This is a genomic window from Streptomyces sp. SLBN-118 (assembly GCF_006715635.1).
Taxonomy (GTDB): Bacteria; Actinomycetota; Actinomycetes; order Streptomycetales; family Streptomycetaceae; genus Streptomyces.
Genome location: NZ_VFNP01000001.1, coordinates 57,408 through 72,981, shown reverse-complemented (window position 1 = coordinate 72,981; position 15,574 = coordinate 57,408). Strand labels below are relative to the sequence as shown.

At 67.8% G+C, this 15,574-nt stretch carries 16 protein-coding genes and 1 pseudogene; 9 read left to right on the top strand and 8 right to left on the bottom strand.

Going from position 1 to position 15,574, the window contains the following annotated elements; genetic code table 11:
* Window positions 1-19: 19 nt before the first annotated feature.
* Window positions 20-661, bottom strand: a complete 642-nt coding sequence (locus FBY35_RS00400; RefSeq protein WP_142211865.1) for a carbonic anhydrase — start codon at window positions 659-661, stop codon at window positions 20-22.
* Here FBY35_RS00400 and FBY35_RS00395 point away from each other — a divergent pair.
* Both FBY35_RS00395 and FBY35_RS00390 read left to right on the top strand, forming a co-directional pair.
* Complete coding sequence (locus FBY35_RS00395; protein ID WP_313904667.1) at window positions 599-1,264, top strand: recombinase family protein; 666 nt, start codon at window positions 599-601, stop codon at window positions 1,262-1,264. The two genes, FBY35_RS00400 and FBY35_RS00395, sit on opposite strands and share 63 nt — an antisense overlap.
* 443 nt (window positions 1,265-1,707) lie before the next feature.
* Entirely contained in the window at window positions 1,708-3,855 is a 2,148-nt protein-coding gene (locus FBY35_RS00390) for an ATP-binding protein (protein WP_160159186.1), read from the top strand.
* Window positions 3,856-4,288: 433 nt separating this feature from the next.
* On the opposite strand, the gene FBY35_RS00385 is transcribed toward FBY35_RS00390, so the two are convergent.
* The gene (locus tag FBY35_RS00385) at window positions 4,289-5,113 is read right to left on the bottom strand and encodes a DUF2382 domain-containing protein (RefSeq protein WP_142211862.1); all 825 of its coding nucleotides are present in this window, start codon (window positions 5,111-5,113) and stop codon (window positions 4,289-4,291) included.
* A gap of 245 nt (window positions 5,114-5,358) precedes the next feature.
* Between FBY35_RS00385 and FBY35_RS00380 the strand changes: the two genes are divergently transcribed.
* From FBY35_RS00380 to FBY35_RS00345, 7 genes are all read left to right on the top strand, one after another.
* Window positions 5,359-5,874 (top strand): phosphatase PAP2 family protein, encoded by a 516-nt coding sequence (locus FBY35_RS00380; protein ID WP_260848435.1) that lies wholly within the window; start codon window positions 5,359-5,361, stop codon window positions 5,872-5,874.
* Between the two features lie 350 nt (window positions 5,875-6,224).
* Window positions 6,225-7,202: a YihY/virulence factor BrkB family protein gene (locus FBY35_RS00375; RefSeq protein WP_142211860.1), complete on the top strand. Its 978-nt coding sequence runs from the start codon at window positions 6,225-6,227 to the stop codon at window positions 7,200-7,202.
* Between the two features lie 75 nt (window positions 7,203-7,277).
* Window positions 7,278-7,697 carry a phage holin family protein gene (locus FBY35_RS00370; RefSeq protein WP_260848434.1) on the top strand — a complete coding sequence of 140 codons (420 nt, stop codon included), beginning with the start codon at window positions 7,278-7,280 and terminating at the stop codon, window positions 7,695-7,697.
* Window positions 7,694-8,158, top strand: coding sequence for a DUF3618 domain-containing protein (locus FBY35_RS00365; protein ID WP_142211859.1), 465 nt, complete (start codon window positions 7,694-7,696; stop codon window positions 8,156-8,158). The genes FBY35_RS00370 and FBY35_RS00365 overlap by 4 nt, the downstream gene beginning before the upstream one ends.
* 783 nt (window positions 8,159-8,941) lie before the next feature.
* The gene (locus FBY35_RS00355; RefSeq protein WP_142211857.1) at window positions 8,942-9,313 is read left to right on the top strand and encodes a hypothetical protein; all 372 of its coding nucleotides are present in this window, start codon (window positions 8,942-8,944) and stop codon (window positions 9,311-9,313) included.
* 269 nt (window positions 9,314-9,582) lie between these two features.
* The gene (locus tag FBY35_RS00350) at window positions 9,583-9,951 is read left to right on the top strand and encodes an SCO4225 family membrane protein (protein WP_142211856.1); all 369 of its coding nucleotides are present in this window, start codon (window positions 9,583-9,585) and stop codon (window positions 9,949-9,951) included.
* A 441-nt stretch (window positions 9,952-10,392) separates the two neighbouring features.
* Window positions 10,393-11,043 (top strand): hypothetical protein, encoded by a 651-nt coding sequence (locus FBY35_RS00345; protein ID WP_142211855.1) that lies wholly within the window; start codon window positions 10,393-10,395, stop codon window positions 11,041-11,043.
* On the opposite strand, the gene FBY35_RS00340 is transcribed toward FBY35_RS00345, so the two are convergent.
* From FBY35_RS00340 to FBY35_RS00315, 6 genes and pseudogenes are all read right to left on the bottom strand, one after another.
* On the bottom strand, window positions 11,040-11,528 hold the full coding sequence (locus FBY35_RS00340) for a hypothetical protein (protein WP_260848433.1): 489 nt from the start codon (window positions 11,526-11,528) through the stop codon (window positions 11,040-11,042). The two genes, FBY35_RS00345 and FBY35_RS00340, sit on opposite strands and share 4 nt — an antisense overlap.
* Window positions 11,529-11,532: 4 nt before the next feature.
* Window positions 11,533-12,363: pseudogene (locus FBY35_RS00335) on the bottom strand (IS5 family transposase).
* An 831-nt stretch (window positions 12,364-13,194) separates the two neighbouring features.
* Window positions 13,195-13,620, bottom strand: a complete 426-nt coding sequence (locus FBY35_RS00330; protein ID WP_142211854.1) for a hypothetical protein — start codon at window positions 13,618-13,620, stop codon at window positions 13,195-13,197.
* Window positions 13,621-13,741: 121 nt separating this feature from the next.
* Entirely contained in the window at window positions 13,742-14,104 is a 363-nt protein-coding gene (locus tag FBY35_RS00325; RefSeq protein WP_142211853.1) for a hypothetical protein, read from the bottom strand.
* A gap of 19 nt (window positions 14,105-14,123) precedes the next feature.
* A complete protein-coding gene (locus FBY35_RS00320) occupies window positions 14,124-14,705 on the bottom strand; it encodes a hypothetical protein (RefSeq protein ID WP_142211852.1) in 582 nt (193 codons plus the stop codon).
* A gap of 485 nt (window positions 14,706-15,190) precedes the next feature.
* Window positions 15,191-15,544 carry a hypothetical protein gene (locus tag FBY35_RS00315; protein ID WP_142211851.1) on the bottom strand — a complete coding sequence of 118 codons (354 nt, stop codon included), beginning with the start codon at window positions 15,542-15,544 and terminating at the stop codon, window positions 15,191-15,193.
* Window positions 15,545-15,574: the final 30 nt, after the last annotated feature.

Genomic DNA, 15,574 nt, shown 5'->3' with positions numbered 1-15,574 from the left:
GCAGCGCCGGCCGGGGCGGTCAGGATGCGGTGGGGACCACCGCATCAAGGCCGCGAGAGGCGACGAGCTGCGCGCTGCCGTCGGCCAGCCGGTAGGACAGCCCCACGACGCCGAGGCGGCCGGCGGCCACCCGCTCGGCCAGGACGCGGGAGCGTTCCAGCAGCAGATCCACGGTGTGCTCGATGTGCTCGGCCAGTATCTCCTCGGCGCTCTCGCGTCCGGCGGCGCGGGCTGCCAGCACACTCGGGGTTACCCGTTCGACGACGTCCCGGACGAAGCCGCCCGGCGTCTGCCCGTCCTTGAGGGCGGAGCAGGCCGCGGCGACGGCGCCGCACGAGTCGTGGCCGAGGACGACGACCAACGGCGCGTTCAGGACATTCACGCCGAACTCGATGGATCCGAGGACTTCCGTACCGGCGACATGCCCGGCGGTGCGCACCACGAACAGGTCGCCCAGGCCCCGGTCGAAGATGATCTCGGCGGCCAGCCGGGAGTCGGAGCACCCGAACAACACGGCGAAGGGCTGCTGGGACGGTGCGGTCTCGGTGCGGCGTATGGCGTCCTGGTTCGGGTGCTCGGGGGTGCCTGAGACGAAGCGCTGGTTACCGGCCATGAGCAGCTCGAAGGCGTCGCGGGGCGTCGGGTTCTGGATCTCGGTCATGGCGGCAGCCTACGAGCAGGCACCAGCCGTCGCACCGCCTGGTCCCGCCGGGCCGGGCGACGCTGCCGCCTTGAGCGTCACCCCTACAAGATCTTCAGCGAGAAGATCAGCACCCGCCTGCGGGTCAGGCCCCAGTTCGAGAAGGCGCTGAAGACCGCACGGGAGATCAAGGCACACGCCCCGCACTGCCGCGTGATCTTCACGGTGTACGAGATGAAGCGACTGGGACGGGACGCGGCAGAGCTGACCGCCCTCGCGGACCACCTGACCGCGCACGGCATGGTCCTGGAGACGCTCGCCGGACCGCTGCCGGGGATGTACGACCCCAGCGGCCCCGGAAAGCTGCTCTTCGCGTTCTTCGCGGCGATGGGCGAGACCGAGCGGGAGAACATCCGGGAATCGACGCTCGAAGGGCTCGACACCGCGGCCCGCAAGGGCAAGCACGGCGGCCGGCCGGCGGTCATCACCGACGACATGCTCCACACCGTGCTGCGGCGCCGGGCACCCGGCGAGTCCGTCGAGCAGATCCAGCCCGACCTGATCATCCCAACCGGCAAGCGCAAGGACAGAACCCCTCGGTGGCGAGCGTCTACCGGGCCCTGATCGAGCACGCCAAGCGCGAGGCGTACCCAAGCCCGGTGCCACGCCGTCGCTCTCGTGCCGGATCTAGCCCACCCCGCACGGTCTGGCCGGGGCGCCCGGCCTCGACCAGCGCCGCCATGCCCTCCAGACGGCCGCCGGCACCGCGGCCGGACCGCCCCCGTACCCCCTCGGTAGCGTCACGCTGACCTGCGAACGGAGCCTTATACGAGAGCGATCCAGGAGGCTGTTGCCTGTTTATGGCGTACTCCGGCTGCCCTCCTCCTGCGGGCCTGCTACCTCTGCGCCATGGCCAGCTTCACTGCGGCTTCGTCTGGAGGTGGCCTGTCGAGCGAACCAGGCCGTGGGCGTGTCGGTGCCGTTTCGCGCTTCCTGATCCCCACAAGATCAGTGCTGTGTTTACGCGCGTGTATCGCCTAGCCAGAGGCATCGAGCGGTCAGGGGCGGTGCTGTCGCTACCGGTCGCGGCGGTGGGCGTCGTGCTCTCGGTGGTGTTGTGTGTCTTTTTGGTGCGGCAGGCGCACGATGCGTCGCAGCAGTTCGTGGACCGACGAGCTGACCTGATCGCCGAGCGGGTGACCGCGGAGACGCGGCGGTACGAGGATGCACTGCGCCAGGTGACTGCCACCGCCGCAGTTCTTGATCCGCTGACCCGTGAGGAGTTTTTGGCCAGTACCACTCCATTGCGCCGGATGGAGCTGCCCGGCGTCGGATCGGTCGCATTCGTGGTGGCGGCAGGCGACGGCGAGGTCGCAGCGGTGCAGGAACGCTGGCGCTCTCGCGGGGCTACCGACCTGACCCTACGACCTCGCAAGACGGGCCGTGAGCACCTCTTCGCCGTGTTCGTCCAGCAGTTGGGTACTACGCCCAGCCGCAGCCGCGGTCTGGACGGCTCCCAGATCCCGCAATTCGTCGACGCCCTCGCGCGTGCCAAGGCGACGGGTTCGGTGACGCTGTCTGCCACCTACCAGCTGCTGGCCGACCGGAACCTGCCGGCGGCACGCCGTCAGAACTCCTTTGTACTGGCCGCCCCTGTTCACCAGCCGGCCGGCTCGGGGCGTGCCGGGCCGCTGCTGGGCTGGGTGACCATGGGCCTGCGGGGCCAGAACTTCACCGGCGCCGCGCTGCGTCACACAGCCCAGGGCACCGTGGATGTGGCCCTGTACGCCCGGGACACCCGTGAGCGTCTGGTCCGTGTCGCCGGTCTGCGGGCCGCCTCCGCGGGCGCCCGGGACGTGCATGCGCAGCGGACGGTCCGCGTGGTCAACCGCGAGTGGGTCCTGCGCGTGGCCGCGCCTGCCGAAGCCGTGCCCGGTGGCAGCGTCCTCGGCCCGACAGTGATCACCGCTGCCGCTGTGGTGCTGACGGGCTTGCTGGCCGTGCTGGTGTATGTGCTGGCTACCGGCCGCGCCCGGGCCCGGCGCCAGGTCCAGCAGGCCACCGCAGAGCTGCGGACCACCGAGGCGAGGGCGCGCCGCCACGCCGAGCTGCTCGAAGCGGTGATGGACAACATCAGCGACGGTGTCTCCGTCATCGACGAAACCGGTGAATTCCTGCTGCACAATCCCGCGGCGGACCGGCTACTGGGCATCGGGCAGGCCCACGGCGGGTCGCAGACCTGGCACGGCCACTACGGCGTGTTCCTGCCAGGCGGCTCCGACCCCTTCCCCACCGAGCAGCTCCCGCTGGTCCGGGCACTGGCCGGAGATTCCACTGACCAGGTCGAGATGGTCATCCGCAACGCGGGCCGCCCCGACGGCGTCCACATCACCGTCTCCGCCCGCCCCATGGCCGGCGCCGACGGAAGCCCGGGCGCCGTCGCCGTCTTCCACGACATCACCGCCCAGAAGACTCAGGAGGCGGAACTGAAGAGCTTCGCCGGAGTCGTCGCCCACGACCTGAAGTCCCCGCTGACCGCCATCGGCGGCTACACGGAGATCCTGCAGGACGAACTCGCCGGCCAGCACGCCGCACCGGACGGCCCGGTGCAGTGGGCACTGGAGCGGGTGATCACCACCACTGGCCGGATGCGGCAACTCATCCACGACCTCCTCGACCACGCCACCGCCGGCAGCCGTCCCCTGCACACGGAAGATGTGGACCTGACCGAGCTGGTCCAAGCCGTCGCCGCCGCCCGCATCGAACAGCACCGCGCCGCCGACGCCAGTCCCGCACCACAGATCACCGTCGATCCGCTGCCGGCCGTCCACGCTGATGCGGCGATGGTGCGCCAGCTCATCGACAACCTGATCGGCAACGCGATCAAATACACCGCACCCGGGACACGCCCCCACCTCACCGTCAGCGGCCAACAAGCCGGATCCGGCCAAGCGAGCATCGAGATCGCGGACAACGGCATCGGCATCCCCGCGGGACAGCACGAAGCCATCTTCAACAGCTTCTACCGCGCTCACACCGGCACGGAGTACAGCGGAACCGGCCTCGGGCTGTCGATCTGCCGCCGCGTCATCGAACGCCACGGCGGCATCATCGCCGCAGGCGACAACCCCGGCGGCGGCACCCGCTTCTCCTTCACCCTCCCCCTACCGGTCGACCACCATGCACACCCCGACCCCCCACAGGCAGGCAGGTGACCGCTCCCCATTCCCGCGGCCGCGTTTCTGCACCGCACGCCGCTGGGAGTGGCGAGCTGCGCCAATTCGGCAAACTCGGATCACTCCAACCCGCTGGAGCCAACGCTCAGGACATTCCAGCCGAGGGAGGAAGCGGAAATGGTGGCGGGCGGGCGAGGAGGTCGATGCGGACTCATGGTGGACGAGCCAGTAAATCCCCGCAGCTCACATTGTCCAGGCAGACAAGGTCGAGGTCCTTGAGGTACTCGACGAAACGGCGGCCGGGGCCTGTCGACGACGCTTAGCGCAATGCCCTTGCGTGTTGTGCGCCTCGTGGTGACAGAAGCCTGATCCGCAGAGCCCGCTTGAGCGTTTGCGAAGTGGGCGGCAGCTGGCGTGCGGTCTGCCTCCGCCTCGCCCGGGTGGGGCGCCGACACTGACGAGGCGGAGGCCTTCAACGGTCGTCGTCCTGCTCGGGCATGTCGGCTTCGATCCGTTCCTTGCGGACCTCGCCTCGAACGGTTTCCTCGTCGGTGTGTTCCTCGGTGTCCATGCGGACTCGTTCCACCGGGACGGTCTGGGTTTCTACCACGGGTCGTTCTTCGTGCAGGGTCACCTCGTGCTCGTCCTCGGAGATGTCAGGGCCGGACATGGCGGCGTCACGGTTGGCGTCGGTGACTGGTTCGCGTTCGATGCGGACCTCTTCGTGGCTTACCGGGACGGTTTGCTGGACTTCTTCGGTGACGACGTATTTGCGGAGCCGGGCCCGGCCGGCCTCACGGCGCTCGGTGCCGACGTGCATCTGCTCCTCGGAGCGGGTCATCGCGTCATCGTCGCGAGCCGGCTCCATGGTGGTGTCGGCGTAGGCGGTGGTGTCGGTGCCCGGCTGGGTGAACTCGCTGGTGTCGGTGCGGGCCCAACCGCTCTGGCCGGGCTGGTTGGCCTGCTGCCAGGCGGCATCCCAGTCGATGCCGTAGTACTCGTACAGGCGGTGCTCTTCTGCTTCGGAGAGGTGGCCGCCGGCGTCGACGTCGACGTTGGGCGCGTCCTTGATCTTGTCCTTGCCGTAGGGAACCTCGAGGTGGTCCTCGACCATGGTGGCGTCCTGGATCGGCACGAACGACTCGCTGGTGCCGAACAGTCCGGTCTTGACGCTGACCCATTCGGGCTGGCCGGTGGCGTCGTCGAGGAAGACGTGCTTGGCATCGCCGATCTTGTTGCCGTCGGCGTCGTAGACCGGATGGTCGAGCACGGTCGGAATCTGCTCTTGGGTGATCACTTCGTCCTCCTTCGTGGTGTCTCACCAAGCGCGTCACCCGCTACAGCCACGCAAAACATCTGAAATCCCATGAAACTGGTTCACTTGATGTCTGTGTGGGCGGTCTCCCCGGGACGCGCGGCACGGGTACGGAGCGACGGCCCCGCGGGCCGCGGGCGGGCTTGCCGGACGTGTGCGTCGGTAGGGGGAAGGGAAGTAGCAGATCCATGACAGACGTGCCCGACCTGCCAGAACAGGACCGGTGTTTGACCCGCCGTATTGCCCTGTGGGATTCCGCCTTTGCGCGGCGGGTGCTGCCGTTGGTGGAGTCTGCGGCGGAGCACACCAAGCTGTGGTGGGGCATCGCGGTCGGGATGGCCGCGGTCGGCGGCTACCGGGGCAGAAAAGCGGCCATAGCGGGGCTTGCCAGCATGGCGGCAGCCGAGCTGGTCTCCAATGCAGTGTGCAAGCCGCTGTACGAGCGGCGCAGACCGCCCCAGCGGCTGATCCCGCACGAGGACGTGCACGAGCGGCCGGACAGCTCCTCCTTTCCCTCCGGCCACACCGCCGCCGCCGTCGGGTTCACCGCCGCCGTGGCCGGCACCTGGCCCTGGATGGGCGCCCTCTGCTCAGTGCCTGCAGTGATGGTGGCCACCGAACGGATCCACAGAGGTGCGCACTACCCCAGCGACGTTGCCGCCGGAGCAGCGATCGGCCTGGCCGGCGCCTGCCTTGTCCACCACGCCCCCTGCCTCCTGCTGCGTCGGCTGCTGCCAGGCTGACGGCGGCTGATGAGGATCTCCGAGTTTTCAAGGAGCGCCATCACGGCCAGGGAGACAGGGTCCGGGCAGGCAGCGGTTGCGGCGTGCTGAACCGTTTGGTGCTGTTGGAAGTGGGTTACCCGCGAGGAACGAACTGCATCCAGGAGTCACGAGGGCTTCGGCGGAACGACCCCTCCCTCGCCCGCCCCTACCGAGGGCCATGCCCGCGAGCAGCACTGGCAGATCAAGGCCCAGGCCCGGAAATCGGGCAGAGCGCCGACGGCGCACGGGGCAGGCCCGTGGCCCGACGCGGCTGGGAACGCCCGCGGAGCGGGTTGCCCTTTCCTCAAGGAAGTGGTGGTGAGTGGATCATGGCGCGACGCAGGCCAGATCACGGCGAAGCTGCCGACTCAGGGCCGGATAGGACACGGCCTCCGGCCGAGAAGCCGACGGACCTTCCGAAAGAGTCCTGGTGGGCGGTGCTGAAACGCACGGTGGAGGAGTTCAAGGAAGACAACCTCAGCGACTGGGCGGCTGCCCTGACCTACTACGGGGTGCTGTCCATCTTCCCGGCCCTGCTGGCGCTGGTGTCGATCCTGGGGCTGCTGGGCAGCTCGACCATCAAGCCACTGATCGACAATGTGGGTGCCCTGGCGCCCGGATCGGTCCGCAACATCCTGAACAGCATGCTGACGCAGCTGCAGAGCAGCCAGGGCAAGGCAGGAATCGCGCTGATCATCGGTATCGCCGTCGCTCTGTGGTCGGCCTCCGGCTACATCGCGGCCTTCATGCGCGCCTCCAACGCCGTGTACGACATCGGCGAGGGAAGGCCAGTGTGGAAGACCCTGCCGACCCGGCTCATCATCACGATCGTCGTGGTGGTGCTGCTGGCCGCCATCGCGGTCGGTGTGATCTTCACCGGCGCCCTGGCCAAGAAGACCGGGGAAGTCCTCGGGGTCGGCGACACGGCCGTCACGGTATGGAACATCGCCAAGTGGCCCGTGCTGATCCTGCTGTTCAGTCTGGTGATCGCCCTGCTGTACTGGGCGGCCCCGAACGTCAAACGAGGATTCCGCTGGGTCAGCCCCGGCAGCATCCTCGCGGTGGTCATCTGGATCATCGCCTCCGCTGCCTTCGCGCTGTACGTGGCGAACTTCTCCAGCTACGACAAGACCTACGGCAGCCTCGCCGCAGTGATCATCTTCCTGATCTGGCTGTGGCTCTCCAACATCGCCATCCTCCTGGGCCTGGAGTTCAACGCCGAACTCGAACGCCGACGCGCCATCGAAACCGGCCACCCGGCGGAAGAAGAGCCCTACGTCGAGCCCCGCGACACCCGAAAACTGTGACCCGTCTCGAAGCGGTGAGCCGAAGCGCCGTGGCCCCGATTTGTTCAGCAGCGATGAGGAAGGCAGGTGAAGGTGATGGATTCCTCTGAGGACCGCGCCGGACACAGCGACGGCGAGGATTCGATGGGCGCGCTGGTCTCGCAGGTATCGCAGCAGCTGACGCAGCTGGTCCGCGACGAGCTGCGCCTCGCGCAGGCGGAGATGACCCAGAAAGGGAAACGGTTCGGCCTCGGCGGCGGCCTGTTCGGCGGTGCCGGAGTGGTGACACTCCTGGCGCTGCAGGCGCTCGCCGCCACGGCGATCGCCGCCCTCGCACTGGTCTTGCCGGTATGGGCGGCCGCGCTGATCACCACCGGTGTCCTGCTCGCGATCGCCGCCGTTCTCGCCGTGGTGGGCAAGAAGCAGGTCGGCCAGGCCACCCCGCCCGCGCCCGAGCAGGCCATCGACAGCGTCAAGGCCGACGTCGCCGAGATCAAGGAAAGGACGCACCGATGACCGACGAATACGATGCGAACAGCTCCGCCCCCACGCCCGAGGAGCTGCACGAGCAGGTGGAGGAAACCCGCGAGGAGCTGGGCCGGACCGTGGAGGCCTTGGCCGCCAAGGCGGACGTGAAGGCGCAGGCACAGGAGAAGGCAGCCGCCGCCAAGCAGCAAGTGAGCGAGAAAGCGGCGCAGGCCAAGGCCCAGGTCCAGGACAAGGCCACGCATGTGCTGCAGCGCGCGCAGGACAAGACTCCCGATCCCGTGCGGGAGAAGGCCGGGCAGGCCAAGACCCGGCTGAACGACACCGCCGCCGCTGTCGCCGACAAGCTCCAGGACAAGACACCGCAGCCCGTGCGGGAGAAGGCCTATCTGGCCGCGCAGGCCGCAGGGGAGAAGCGGTCTCTGCTTCTGGTCGCAGGCGCCGCGCTCGTACTCCTTCTGCTGGTACGCCGTAGCAGGAGGCACCGATGAAGGCAGCGAAGGTGGCCTACAAGCCTGTCGGCCTGGCGCTGGGGGCCCTCAGCGGCGTCCTGGCCGGTGGGTCGCGGCGTGTTACAGGGCTTACACCGACACAGTCTGCATGTCGAGCCGAAGTCGAGCAGACCCTCCCGCGCCTTCGGTCCGGCGCTGGGTTGCGGCCACGAACCGGAGGGCGGCCCTGCCACGCCCCGATCACCCACCCCGATTTCTTCAGCCCCGGCCAGGCCGGGCAGTGAGCCTGCGGCCGTCCGTGCCGCTGCCCGGCCGCGAACATGCGTGATGTCCGCCCGGTCGAAGTAAACGGCTTCGTCGTCGGCGAAACCGCCCAGGACGGCAAGCTGTACGGGGCCGTCCTCCCCAGCGGCGAGACCGTCCGTCTCTGCTACATGAACCGGGCTTGGTCACCATGTGCCTGAAGAGGGACGCCCCGCTCCCACACGGGAGCCCGCGCCGGTCGCCGTACCGGTGTCCGACGACGGCCCCTCGCCGTTCATCCACTGTGCGGCGGACCGCGAAAGGTTCGCCGACGAGGTTGAGGAAGCGGCCGCCCACACGCGCAGCCACGGCCGCTCCGCGGAACAGCTGATCGCGCAGGGCCCGCTTGCGCGGAGGGTTCACCACCAAGAGGGAACGGCCTGCTGGTGCTTGTGCCCGATCGTTACTCGTGCATGGCTGCCGGGTCTCTCACTCCGGCGCCGCCGCGCATGCGATACTTTGAACGCGTTTAACTGAACGCGTTCAACGTTGGGGGGTGTCGTGGAGGATTGCCAGGCAGTGTCCGCCCGGCAGCGGGCCTGGGCTGTGGCGGGGGTCGTGGCGGCAGTGGGTGCGGCGGTCTTGGGGCTCTTGCTATCCCTGTTCCTCGCTGGGCTCTTTGTTGTCAGCGCGGCAGCAGCCGCCGTGCCGCACTTGTTGCGAGAGCAGCCGAAAGTGTTTGCCCGAGCCTGCCTCGTCATCGGGACGGGCCTGCTGGCCTGGGGGCTGATCGGTGCCATCATTGGCATGTTCCTGTTTCTTCCAGCGGGCCTGTTGCTGCTGGTCGCGGCCTTCGTGGACGCTGGGAACCGGCCAGGTGCATGGTGGGCGGTGACGGTCCCCCTCGCAGGCGCGGCAGCCTTCGCGTTTGTCGTTCTCCTTGGACCCTGAGAACGAACCGCCCCCGTACTTCAACGCGACACTGAACTCCACCAGCCGGTTCAACGACCGGGAGTTCAATGAACGTAAGGAACGGCTGCGTGACTTCGACGCAAATTAGGTCGAAGTGGCCGAGAAGCCACTTGAGTATCCGTACTCTCACGCGGTCAGGGTGTCCGACACCACGATGGTGAACACACGGGCCCGGCCGGCGAGCCCGCCAGTACGACCTGCGACACGGCCCACGCAAGGGCGCGTGCCGTTAACAATCAAGGAGCAACATGCGTTCCGGACTGCGAACGATCGCGACCCTGACCTTCGGCAACTGGCTTTCATGCGCCTACCTTGGCCTGGCTGGCTTTCTCCTCCTGCTCGGCGCTGGAGAGGACGGCAGCCAGGTCGCCGGACTGTTGGCCCTGTGCCTTGCCGTACCGACAGGCACTGCCCTTCTCGCTGTCGTCAGCTCCCTCGGCGCCTGGGCCGAGACCGACGCGATGATGTGGGGCATCCTCCTGTTCACGTACGCCTTCCAGGCATTCCTGCTGGGGCTGCTTGTTCGCACCGCCCGACGGGGGCCCAGGATGCTCAAGCGGGAAGCCCTGGCGCCTGGCTGGGACAACGCTGGACGTCGGACGCCGCACGGGAACTGACTGCCGTAGCCAGGGTGTCCGATCCACCCGATGGGCCAGTACGCGTGGGGGGTCGAGGAAGGCGGTGTCGGCCGGGCAAGTTGTCGGCCACCGATCCGCCGCCCGGGCGATCGGCGATCGAAGGCGTTGGGAGGAGGCCAACGCGCTTGATTCTGCAGTTGAGTTGTGACCCTTCCCCAACGCCCCCTCTTGGCGCCGCCGGCCAGCGGTCCCTACCGGCCGCTGCCCGGCGTTGTGCCCTGCCGGAACGCCCCAGGGGCTAGCCTTTGGGGACCGGGAACGCCTCAGAGGGCATTCTGAACCGGTATGACCCCGATTCCTGTAGTTGGCTTGTGCCAGGCACTGTCCTGGCGGTCACGTGGTCCTTCGGCGGCTTCTACAGTGTCCCGAGGTAAAGGGGGGCGGGCGGGGACGATAGATCAGAAGGGCTGACTCACGAACGTGGTGCGGATCGAGCGATTGGCGGACCTGAAGCCCGTTCACCAGCGTCAGGCGGCCGTCCTGGCCCTGTGGCGGTGGCGTGCGCCGATACTCGCGTTCGAATTGGATGCAGAGTGGGGCGTCGACCCGTCCGTGCTGGAGTCGCTGTTCCGACTGGCAGCATCGCCCCCTGGTGAACAGTCGGATCGCGCATACCGGCGAGCAATCGCCGAGCTGTGCACGGCCCCGCTCTTCACGTCTGAAGTCGACCCGGACACGGTCCAGCTCTTCCAGTTGGAGACCATCAGCAACCTGCTGACCTTCGGCGAACTGCTGGACAAGCCTGGCGTGGACGAAGTCGAGCGAGTGGTCGAAGCCTCGGCCGGCCTGGCGAACTACCTCGACGGTCTCGTCGAGGGCTCCTTCTACTCCCACCCCTCGGAGGAAGCCCACAACCAGTACCTCGCCGACCTGGCGGACCGTGCGAGCGAGGGCTATTTCGCGTCGCGCCACTTCGCTGTCGAGACCGCCTGTCACGGTGCTCTCGGGGTTCTCCCCGATTCCGCAGGGCTGCCCGACTCGTTCACGGGTCGCGAGTTGCTCGCGCTCTGCGAGGACTTCGGCGAAGAACTCGTCACAACGATGCAGTGGCTCCGCATGACGGGTCGCTAGCGATCGCGTCGTGAGCCGGATGGCGAGTGCGGCAGCCGTGACGGACGGGTGGCACGAAACGGAGAGCTGCTACGGGCGGCGCTGGATGAACAGGCCCGGTCGGTCTCGGCGAGGACGCCCAGGCCGACCAGACGCTTGAGCTTGTGCCGGGTACTCTCGATGTTCCTCGGTTTTAGCGGGAGGTCCAGGGCCTGGCACAGGTCGCGGGAACGCATCGGTCCAGCAGCGTCGGCGAAGACGTCGAGGATCTGCTGGTACGCCGGGTTGGCCGGCAGGACAGGCGGCTCCTCGGCTGGCTCCGGGGTCGCTGGCGGCAGGGCGAGGAGCGTCTTTCGGGTCACCGCCAGGCTCTCGACCTCCTCGTCGAGTTCACGCAGGCGCGCGGTGAGCTCGTCCATCTGCGCACGGATCTGCGCTGCATCGCCGACGAGCTCGCGTTCGCGTGCGTCGATCCGCTCCAGAAGCGGCGTGACCTGGTCATCCATGCGGTCACCCGCCCCAGGTGGGCGTGGTCTGGCCGGTGAGCCGGCGTGTTATCACGTCAATCATGGCCCAGCGCACCCTGGACTCCGAGGACTTCGGCCTGCTCTCGTAGTCCCGCACGAGCCGCCGGAACAGCATGAGGATGCCGAGCGTCTGCTCCACGATCCACCTCTTGGCCTGCGGGATGAAGCCGGCGCCCTTGTCCACGGGGTTGCGTTCGACGATCTCGACGTCGATGCCGACCTTGCGCCGTGCTCGACGACGGTCTTCTTGAAGCCCTGGTCGACCAGAGCCTTCTTGATGGTGCCGATGGGGGCGACCTGGCCGAGCAGCGCGATGCCGAACGCGTTGTCGTGGGCGCTGGCGGCCAGCACGGTGACGGCGATGACCAGGCCGAGGACGTCGACCGCCAACCCGCGCTTGCGTCCGGGCACCTTCTTGGCCGCGTCCTTCCCGGTCGTGGTCGCAGGGACGTTCACCGCGGCGTGGACGCTCTGCGTGTCGATCACGACCAGGCTCGGATCCTCCGGCCGCCCGGCCTTCTCCCGGACCTGCCAGCGCAGCAGGTCGTTGATCTTCACGTCCGTGCCGTCGTCGCGCCAGGCCGCGAAGTAGTAGCAGACGGCCGACTTCGGCGGCAGGTCATGGGGGAGGTAGTCCCACTGGCAGCCCGTCCTGCCCTGGTACAGGATCGCGTTGACGATCTCTCGCATCTCGTATCGGCCCTGATGTCTCGTCGGGGACGGACGGTCGGCCTTCCATGACGAGATCACCGGCTCGATCAGCGCCCAACGACTCATCGGGTAAGTCGCTCTTGTAAGGCTTGCGGTCACTCACCCAGACAGCCCAACAGGACCAAGCAGGCCGACCGGCCCGAACCGCCCAAACCCACACGATCAGGCGACCACGAGGCCGTCATACCAGCTCACATGCCCTCTCACGAGTGACAGCACACATCCAGACGCTCCCCGTCCGTAAGTAGCCGAGCTTGGACGCCGCCTTGACGCTGCCCGCCGAGGTTTCCTGTGCCGATGCCGGACCGTCCCCGAGTCGCAGTCAACACGCCAGGAGCAGGTACGCCGAAGCCGGGCCACGGTTGCGGCTCCACCCGCCCTCCCGTGCCGCGGCGCACACACCCGGCAGGCGATCCAGTCACCCGCACGGGGCACAGCTCCGCGCGCCTCGCCGACCAGCAGGGAACACAGTGAAGTGAGAGAGGCCCGACCACATCACTGAATCGAGCGCCGAGGCGAATGGCGTTCGTCGTTGGTCCACGGTTGTCTCACGGCGCCTGCACCCCCGTCAGGTTCAGTCACAGGGGGCGGTCGTATGACGAACCGCCGGATTGGGGAGCGAAACCACCGCGTCCTTCGCCTGGCCAGCCGAGTGCAGCGGATAGCCGCGCATGGCGATCGCAGGGTTGCGTCCAGGGAAGTGGTGTACGGGTTCGACCTGATCCGGGGGTTTGCTCCGGCATCGGGATGGTGCCCGCATAGAAGAACGGCCACCGGCTGATCTTTCAAGACGACCAAGTCTTTGAAGGAGATCAGCACGATGACCGCACCGGACAGTGTGCCCCTGCACGCCCTTGCCGCTACAGCTCGACGAGGACGATCCCGTCCACCTTCTCGACGATCTCGGGCGGCGGGTTCCCGGCAAGGGATCGTTCTACGTAGTCCGGCAGCTCTGTGCGCAGTCCTCGGAGAGTGTGCTCGAAGTACGGCACGGTGAAGTGTCCACGCAGATCGGGCGCTTCGCGGAAGACGCTCGCGGTACCCGAGTCGACCGGCGCCGCACCCACCGCAGCGGCGAACATCCCCTCGCCATCAGGCCCACGATGTCGAAGATGTGACGGGCTACCTTTCGGGCGCCGACCTGGTCCGCGCAGAGGAACTCGCGCAGCCGCGGATCGGCGTCGCCGAGGTCGAGCGCACGGTAGAGGTTGCTCCTGCCGTACGCGCCGGGTGCGGTGATCTCGATCAGCGGCTTCGCCCACTGGCAGAACACCTCAACTGCGCTGCGGTCCGGATGCCAGGGCGCGGCCTCGGCCAGCCAGATCTCCCGCTCTGCCACCAGCGCCGGCACCAGCGTCACGGCCGCTCCGTCCCGCTCCCCGCATGGCGTTCGGCCCGCGTGTGTCGACGTGCAGCCCATTTGGGCCCGATAGTCCCGATCACCGGCGTACAGCATGAACCCGGCCGGGATCCGCAGAACGTCAGCGGTTTCGAACAGGCTCCGCAGCTGTTCTCGGGTGTTGCGCGGGTGTGAAGCCGATCCGCCACCTCCGCCCGTCGCGCTTGATGCTCTTCGCCCGGATGAGGCAGCCGTAGCACTCGCCGGACCGGTCCAGCCACCACCAGATGTAATCCGCGCCGAGGCGGCCCTCCTGCCGCTTGTTGAACCGCGCGTACCTCACTTCGGGCACGACGGCCAGACACAGCCGCTGGGTGATGTACTCCTCCTCCCACCCTCCCTCTAGAGCGAGGAGCTGGCTCATCTCCTTTTCGACCTGTGCGGTTGCCCGAAGGAACGCCTCGTGCACGTTGGAGAATCCGCCCGCGCTCATGTCATCCGTCATGCTGCTCCCCGACCCGCGTCTACTCCAGACCGAACTGGTTGACGATGCCCGCACGCAGCTCCTCGGCCACGCTCCGGAGCACGTCCGCATCCGAGGCTGCCGGAATCTCTGAGGTGGCCGGCAGCAGTCGGGGTGGCCGCCGGGCGTAGTCCGGGATGGTGACGAAGCTGCCCATCTCCGTGGTCACGGGCACGAAGGGCTCGCGGTAGTCGGGTGGCGCGACGACGAGGGCCGTCACGTCCGAGGCGCTGTCGTCCAGCAGGGCCCTGCGGAATTCGGCGGCGAGAGCCACCGCGTCGAAAGCGGCCGAGGCCACCGCGTCGATGCGTACCGGGCAGCTCGCTTGGGTATCCGTGAGGGATTCGAGGGCCTTCCAGGACAGGTCGGCGGCCAGCACCGTCGTTCCGTCATGGTGGAGCTCGACGATCACAGGACGGCCGCTGATGCTGTCGGAGGCTGCGAGGGTGTTGCTGATGACCCACCGGCCGAGATCGTCGGTTTCGTCGAGGCGATCCGCGACGGCCTTCTCCACCATGCCAAAGGTGATCGCGCCGGGCGGAACGCCCAGATGCGCGTGCAGTCGAGTCCAAGAGCGAGCCATCGCCTTAGGGAGGGCAGGCTGGCGAGTCTGCCGAACATACGTCCTGGGCTGTTGTCGGCACCCCTGGCCGCGCTCCCGCAACCGCACGCAACCGACCTAGCCATGTCGGTCGGAACGCAGACACCAGGTCCCTGCCAGGAAGATCAATCGCCGCGCTATCCGCTGAACCGCTGGTACTACCGACGCTCAGTGCACCAGGTTCACCGAGCCCGCGGAAAACATGGAGCCGACGCCGCCGAAGAGTGTGCCCGGGCGCTGGCCGGCTGAGCCGTGGTGGTATGCCACTTCGGCAGCTGGTGGCCATTCGCGGGCAGTGTTCAGGTTCTCCGCCTCGCCTCGCACGAACTCCAGGGCCCAATGCGGCAGTACTCCCGCGGACGTGAGCAAAGCGCCATGGAGGCTGTCCAGTGCGGTGTACCGCTCGTCCAGCAGAACGACATGACGGCGGATCAGGCGGTCGACGGCCGAGAATAATAGGCCCCAGGCTAGCCTTCGATCCGCTCGAGTGCAGGCAGCTCATCGAGCAGTGCCATCAGAGCCTTCGCTCCGCCGATCGTCGCCCCGGCTTGGCGGTAAATGCTGTGGCGACTGCCCGGATCTCCTGTGATCCGCATGAATGGCTGCGGCTCCATGCTCGCCAGTTCTTCCAGGGCATTGGTGACCCGTACCGGTTGAGTCGGCGTGAGCCCAACGTCCTTCAGATACGGGCGTACGGCAGCATCCACCTGCCGCCAATACCCCACCAGCTCATGGAACCAGTGTTGCTGTATCGATCCTCGCGCCGAAGCCTTCAGCACTTGCTCGACGGCTTCGTTGACCTCCGCCAGGGCTCCTGCCAAGCGTTCTGGGTCGACCGCTCGATGGACGCC

Coding starts and splice junctions, on each gene's coding strand:
- FBY35_RS00340 (WP_260848433.1), bottom strand. CDS start 11,528: ATGGATGACCAGGTCACGCCGCTTCTGGAGCGGATCGACGCACGCGAA.
- FBY35_RS00325 (WP_142211853.1), bottom strand. CDS start 14,104: ATGACGGATGACATGAGCGCGGGCGGATTCTCCAACGTGCACGAGGCG.
- FBY35_RS00350 (WP_142211856.1), top strand. CDS start 9,583: ATGCGTTCCGGACTGCGAACGATCGCGACCCTGACCTTCGGCAACTGG.
- FBY35_RS00375 (WP_142211860.1), top strand. CDS start 6,225: ATGGCGCGACGCAGGCCAGATCACGGCGAAGCTGCCGACTCAGGGCCG.
- FBY35_RS00365 (WP_142211859.1), top strand. CDS start 7,694: ATGACCGACGAATACGATGCGAACAGCTCCGCCCCCACGCCCGAGGAG.
- FBY35_RS00400 (WP_142211865.1), bottom strand. CDS start 661: ATGACCGAGATCCAGAACCCGACGCCCCGCGACGCCTTCGAGCTGCTC.
- FBY35_RS00370 (WP_260848434.1), top strand. CDS start 7,278: ATGGATTCCTCTGAGGACCGCGCCGGACACAGCGACGGCGAGGATTCG.
- FBY35_RS00320 (WP_142211852.1), bottom strand. CDS start 14,705: ATGGCTCGCTCTTGGACTCGACTGCACGCGCATCTGGGCGTTCCGCCC.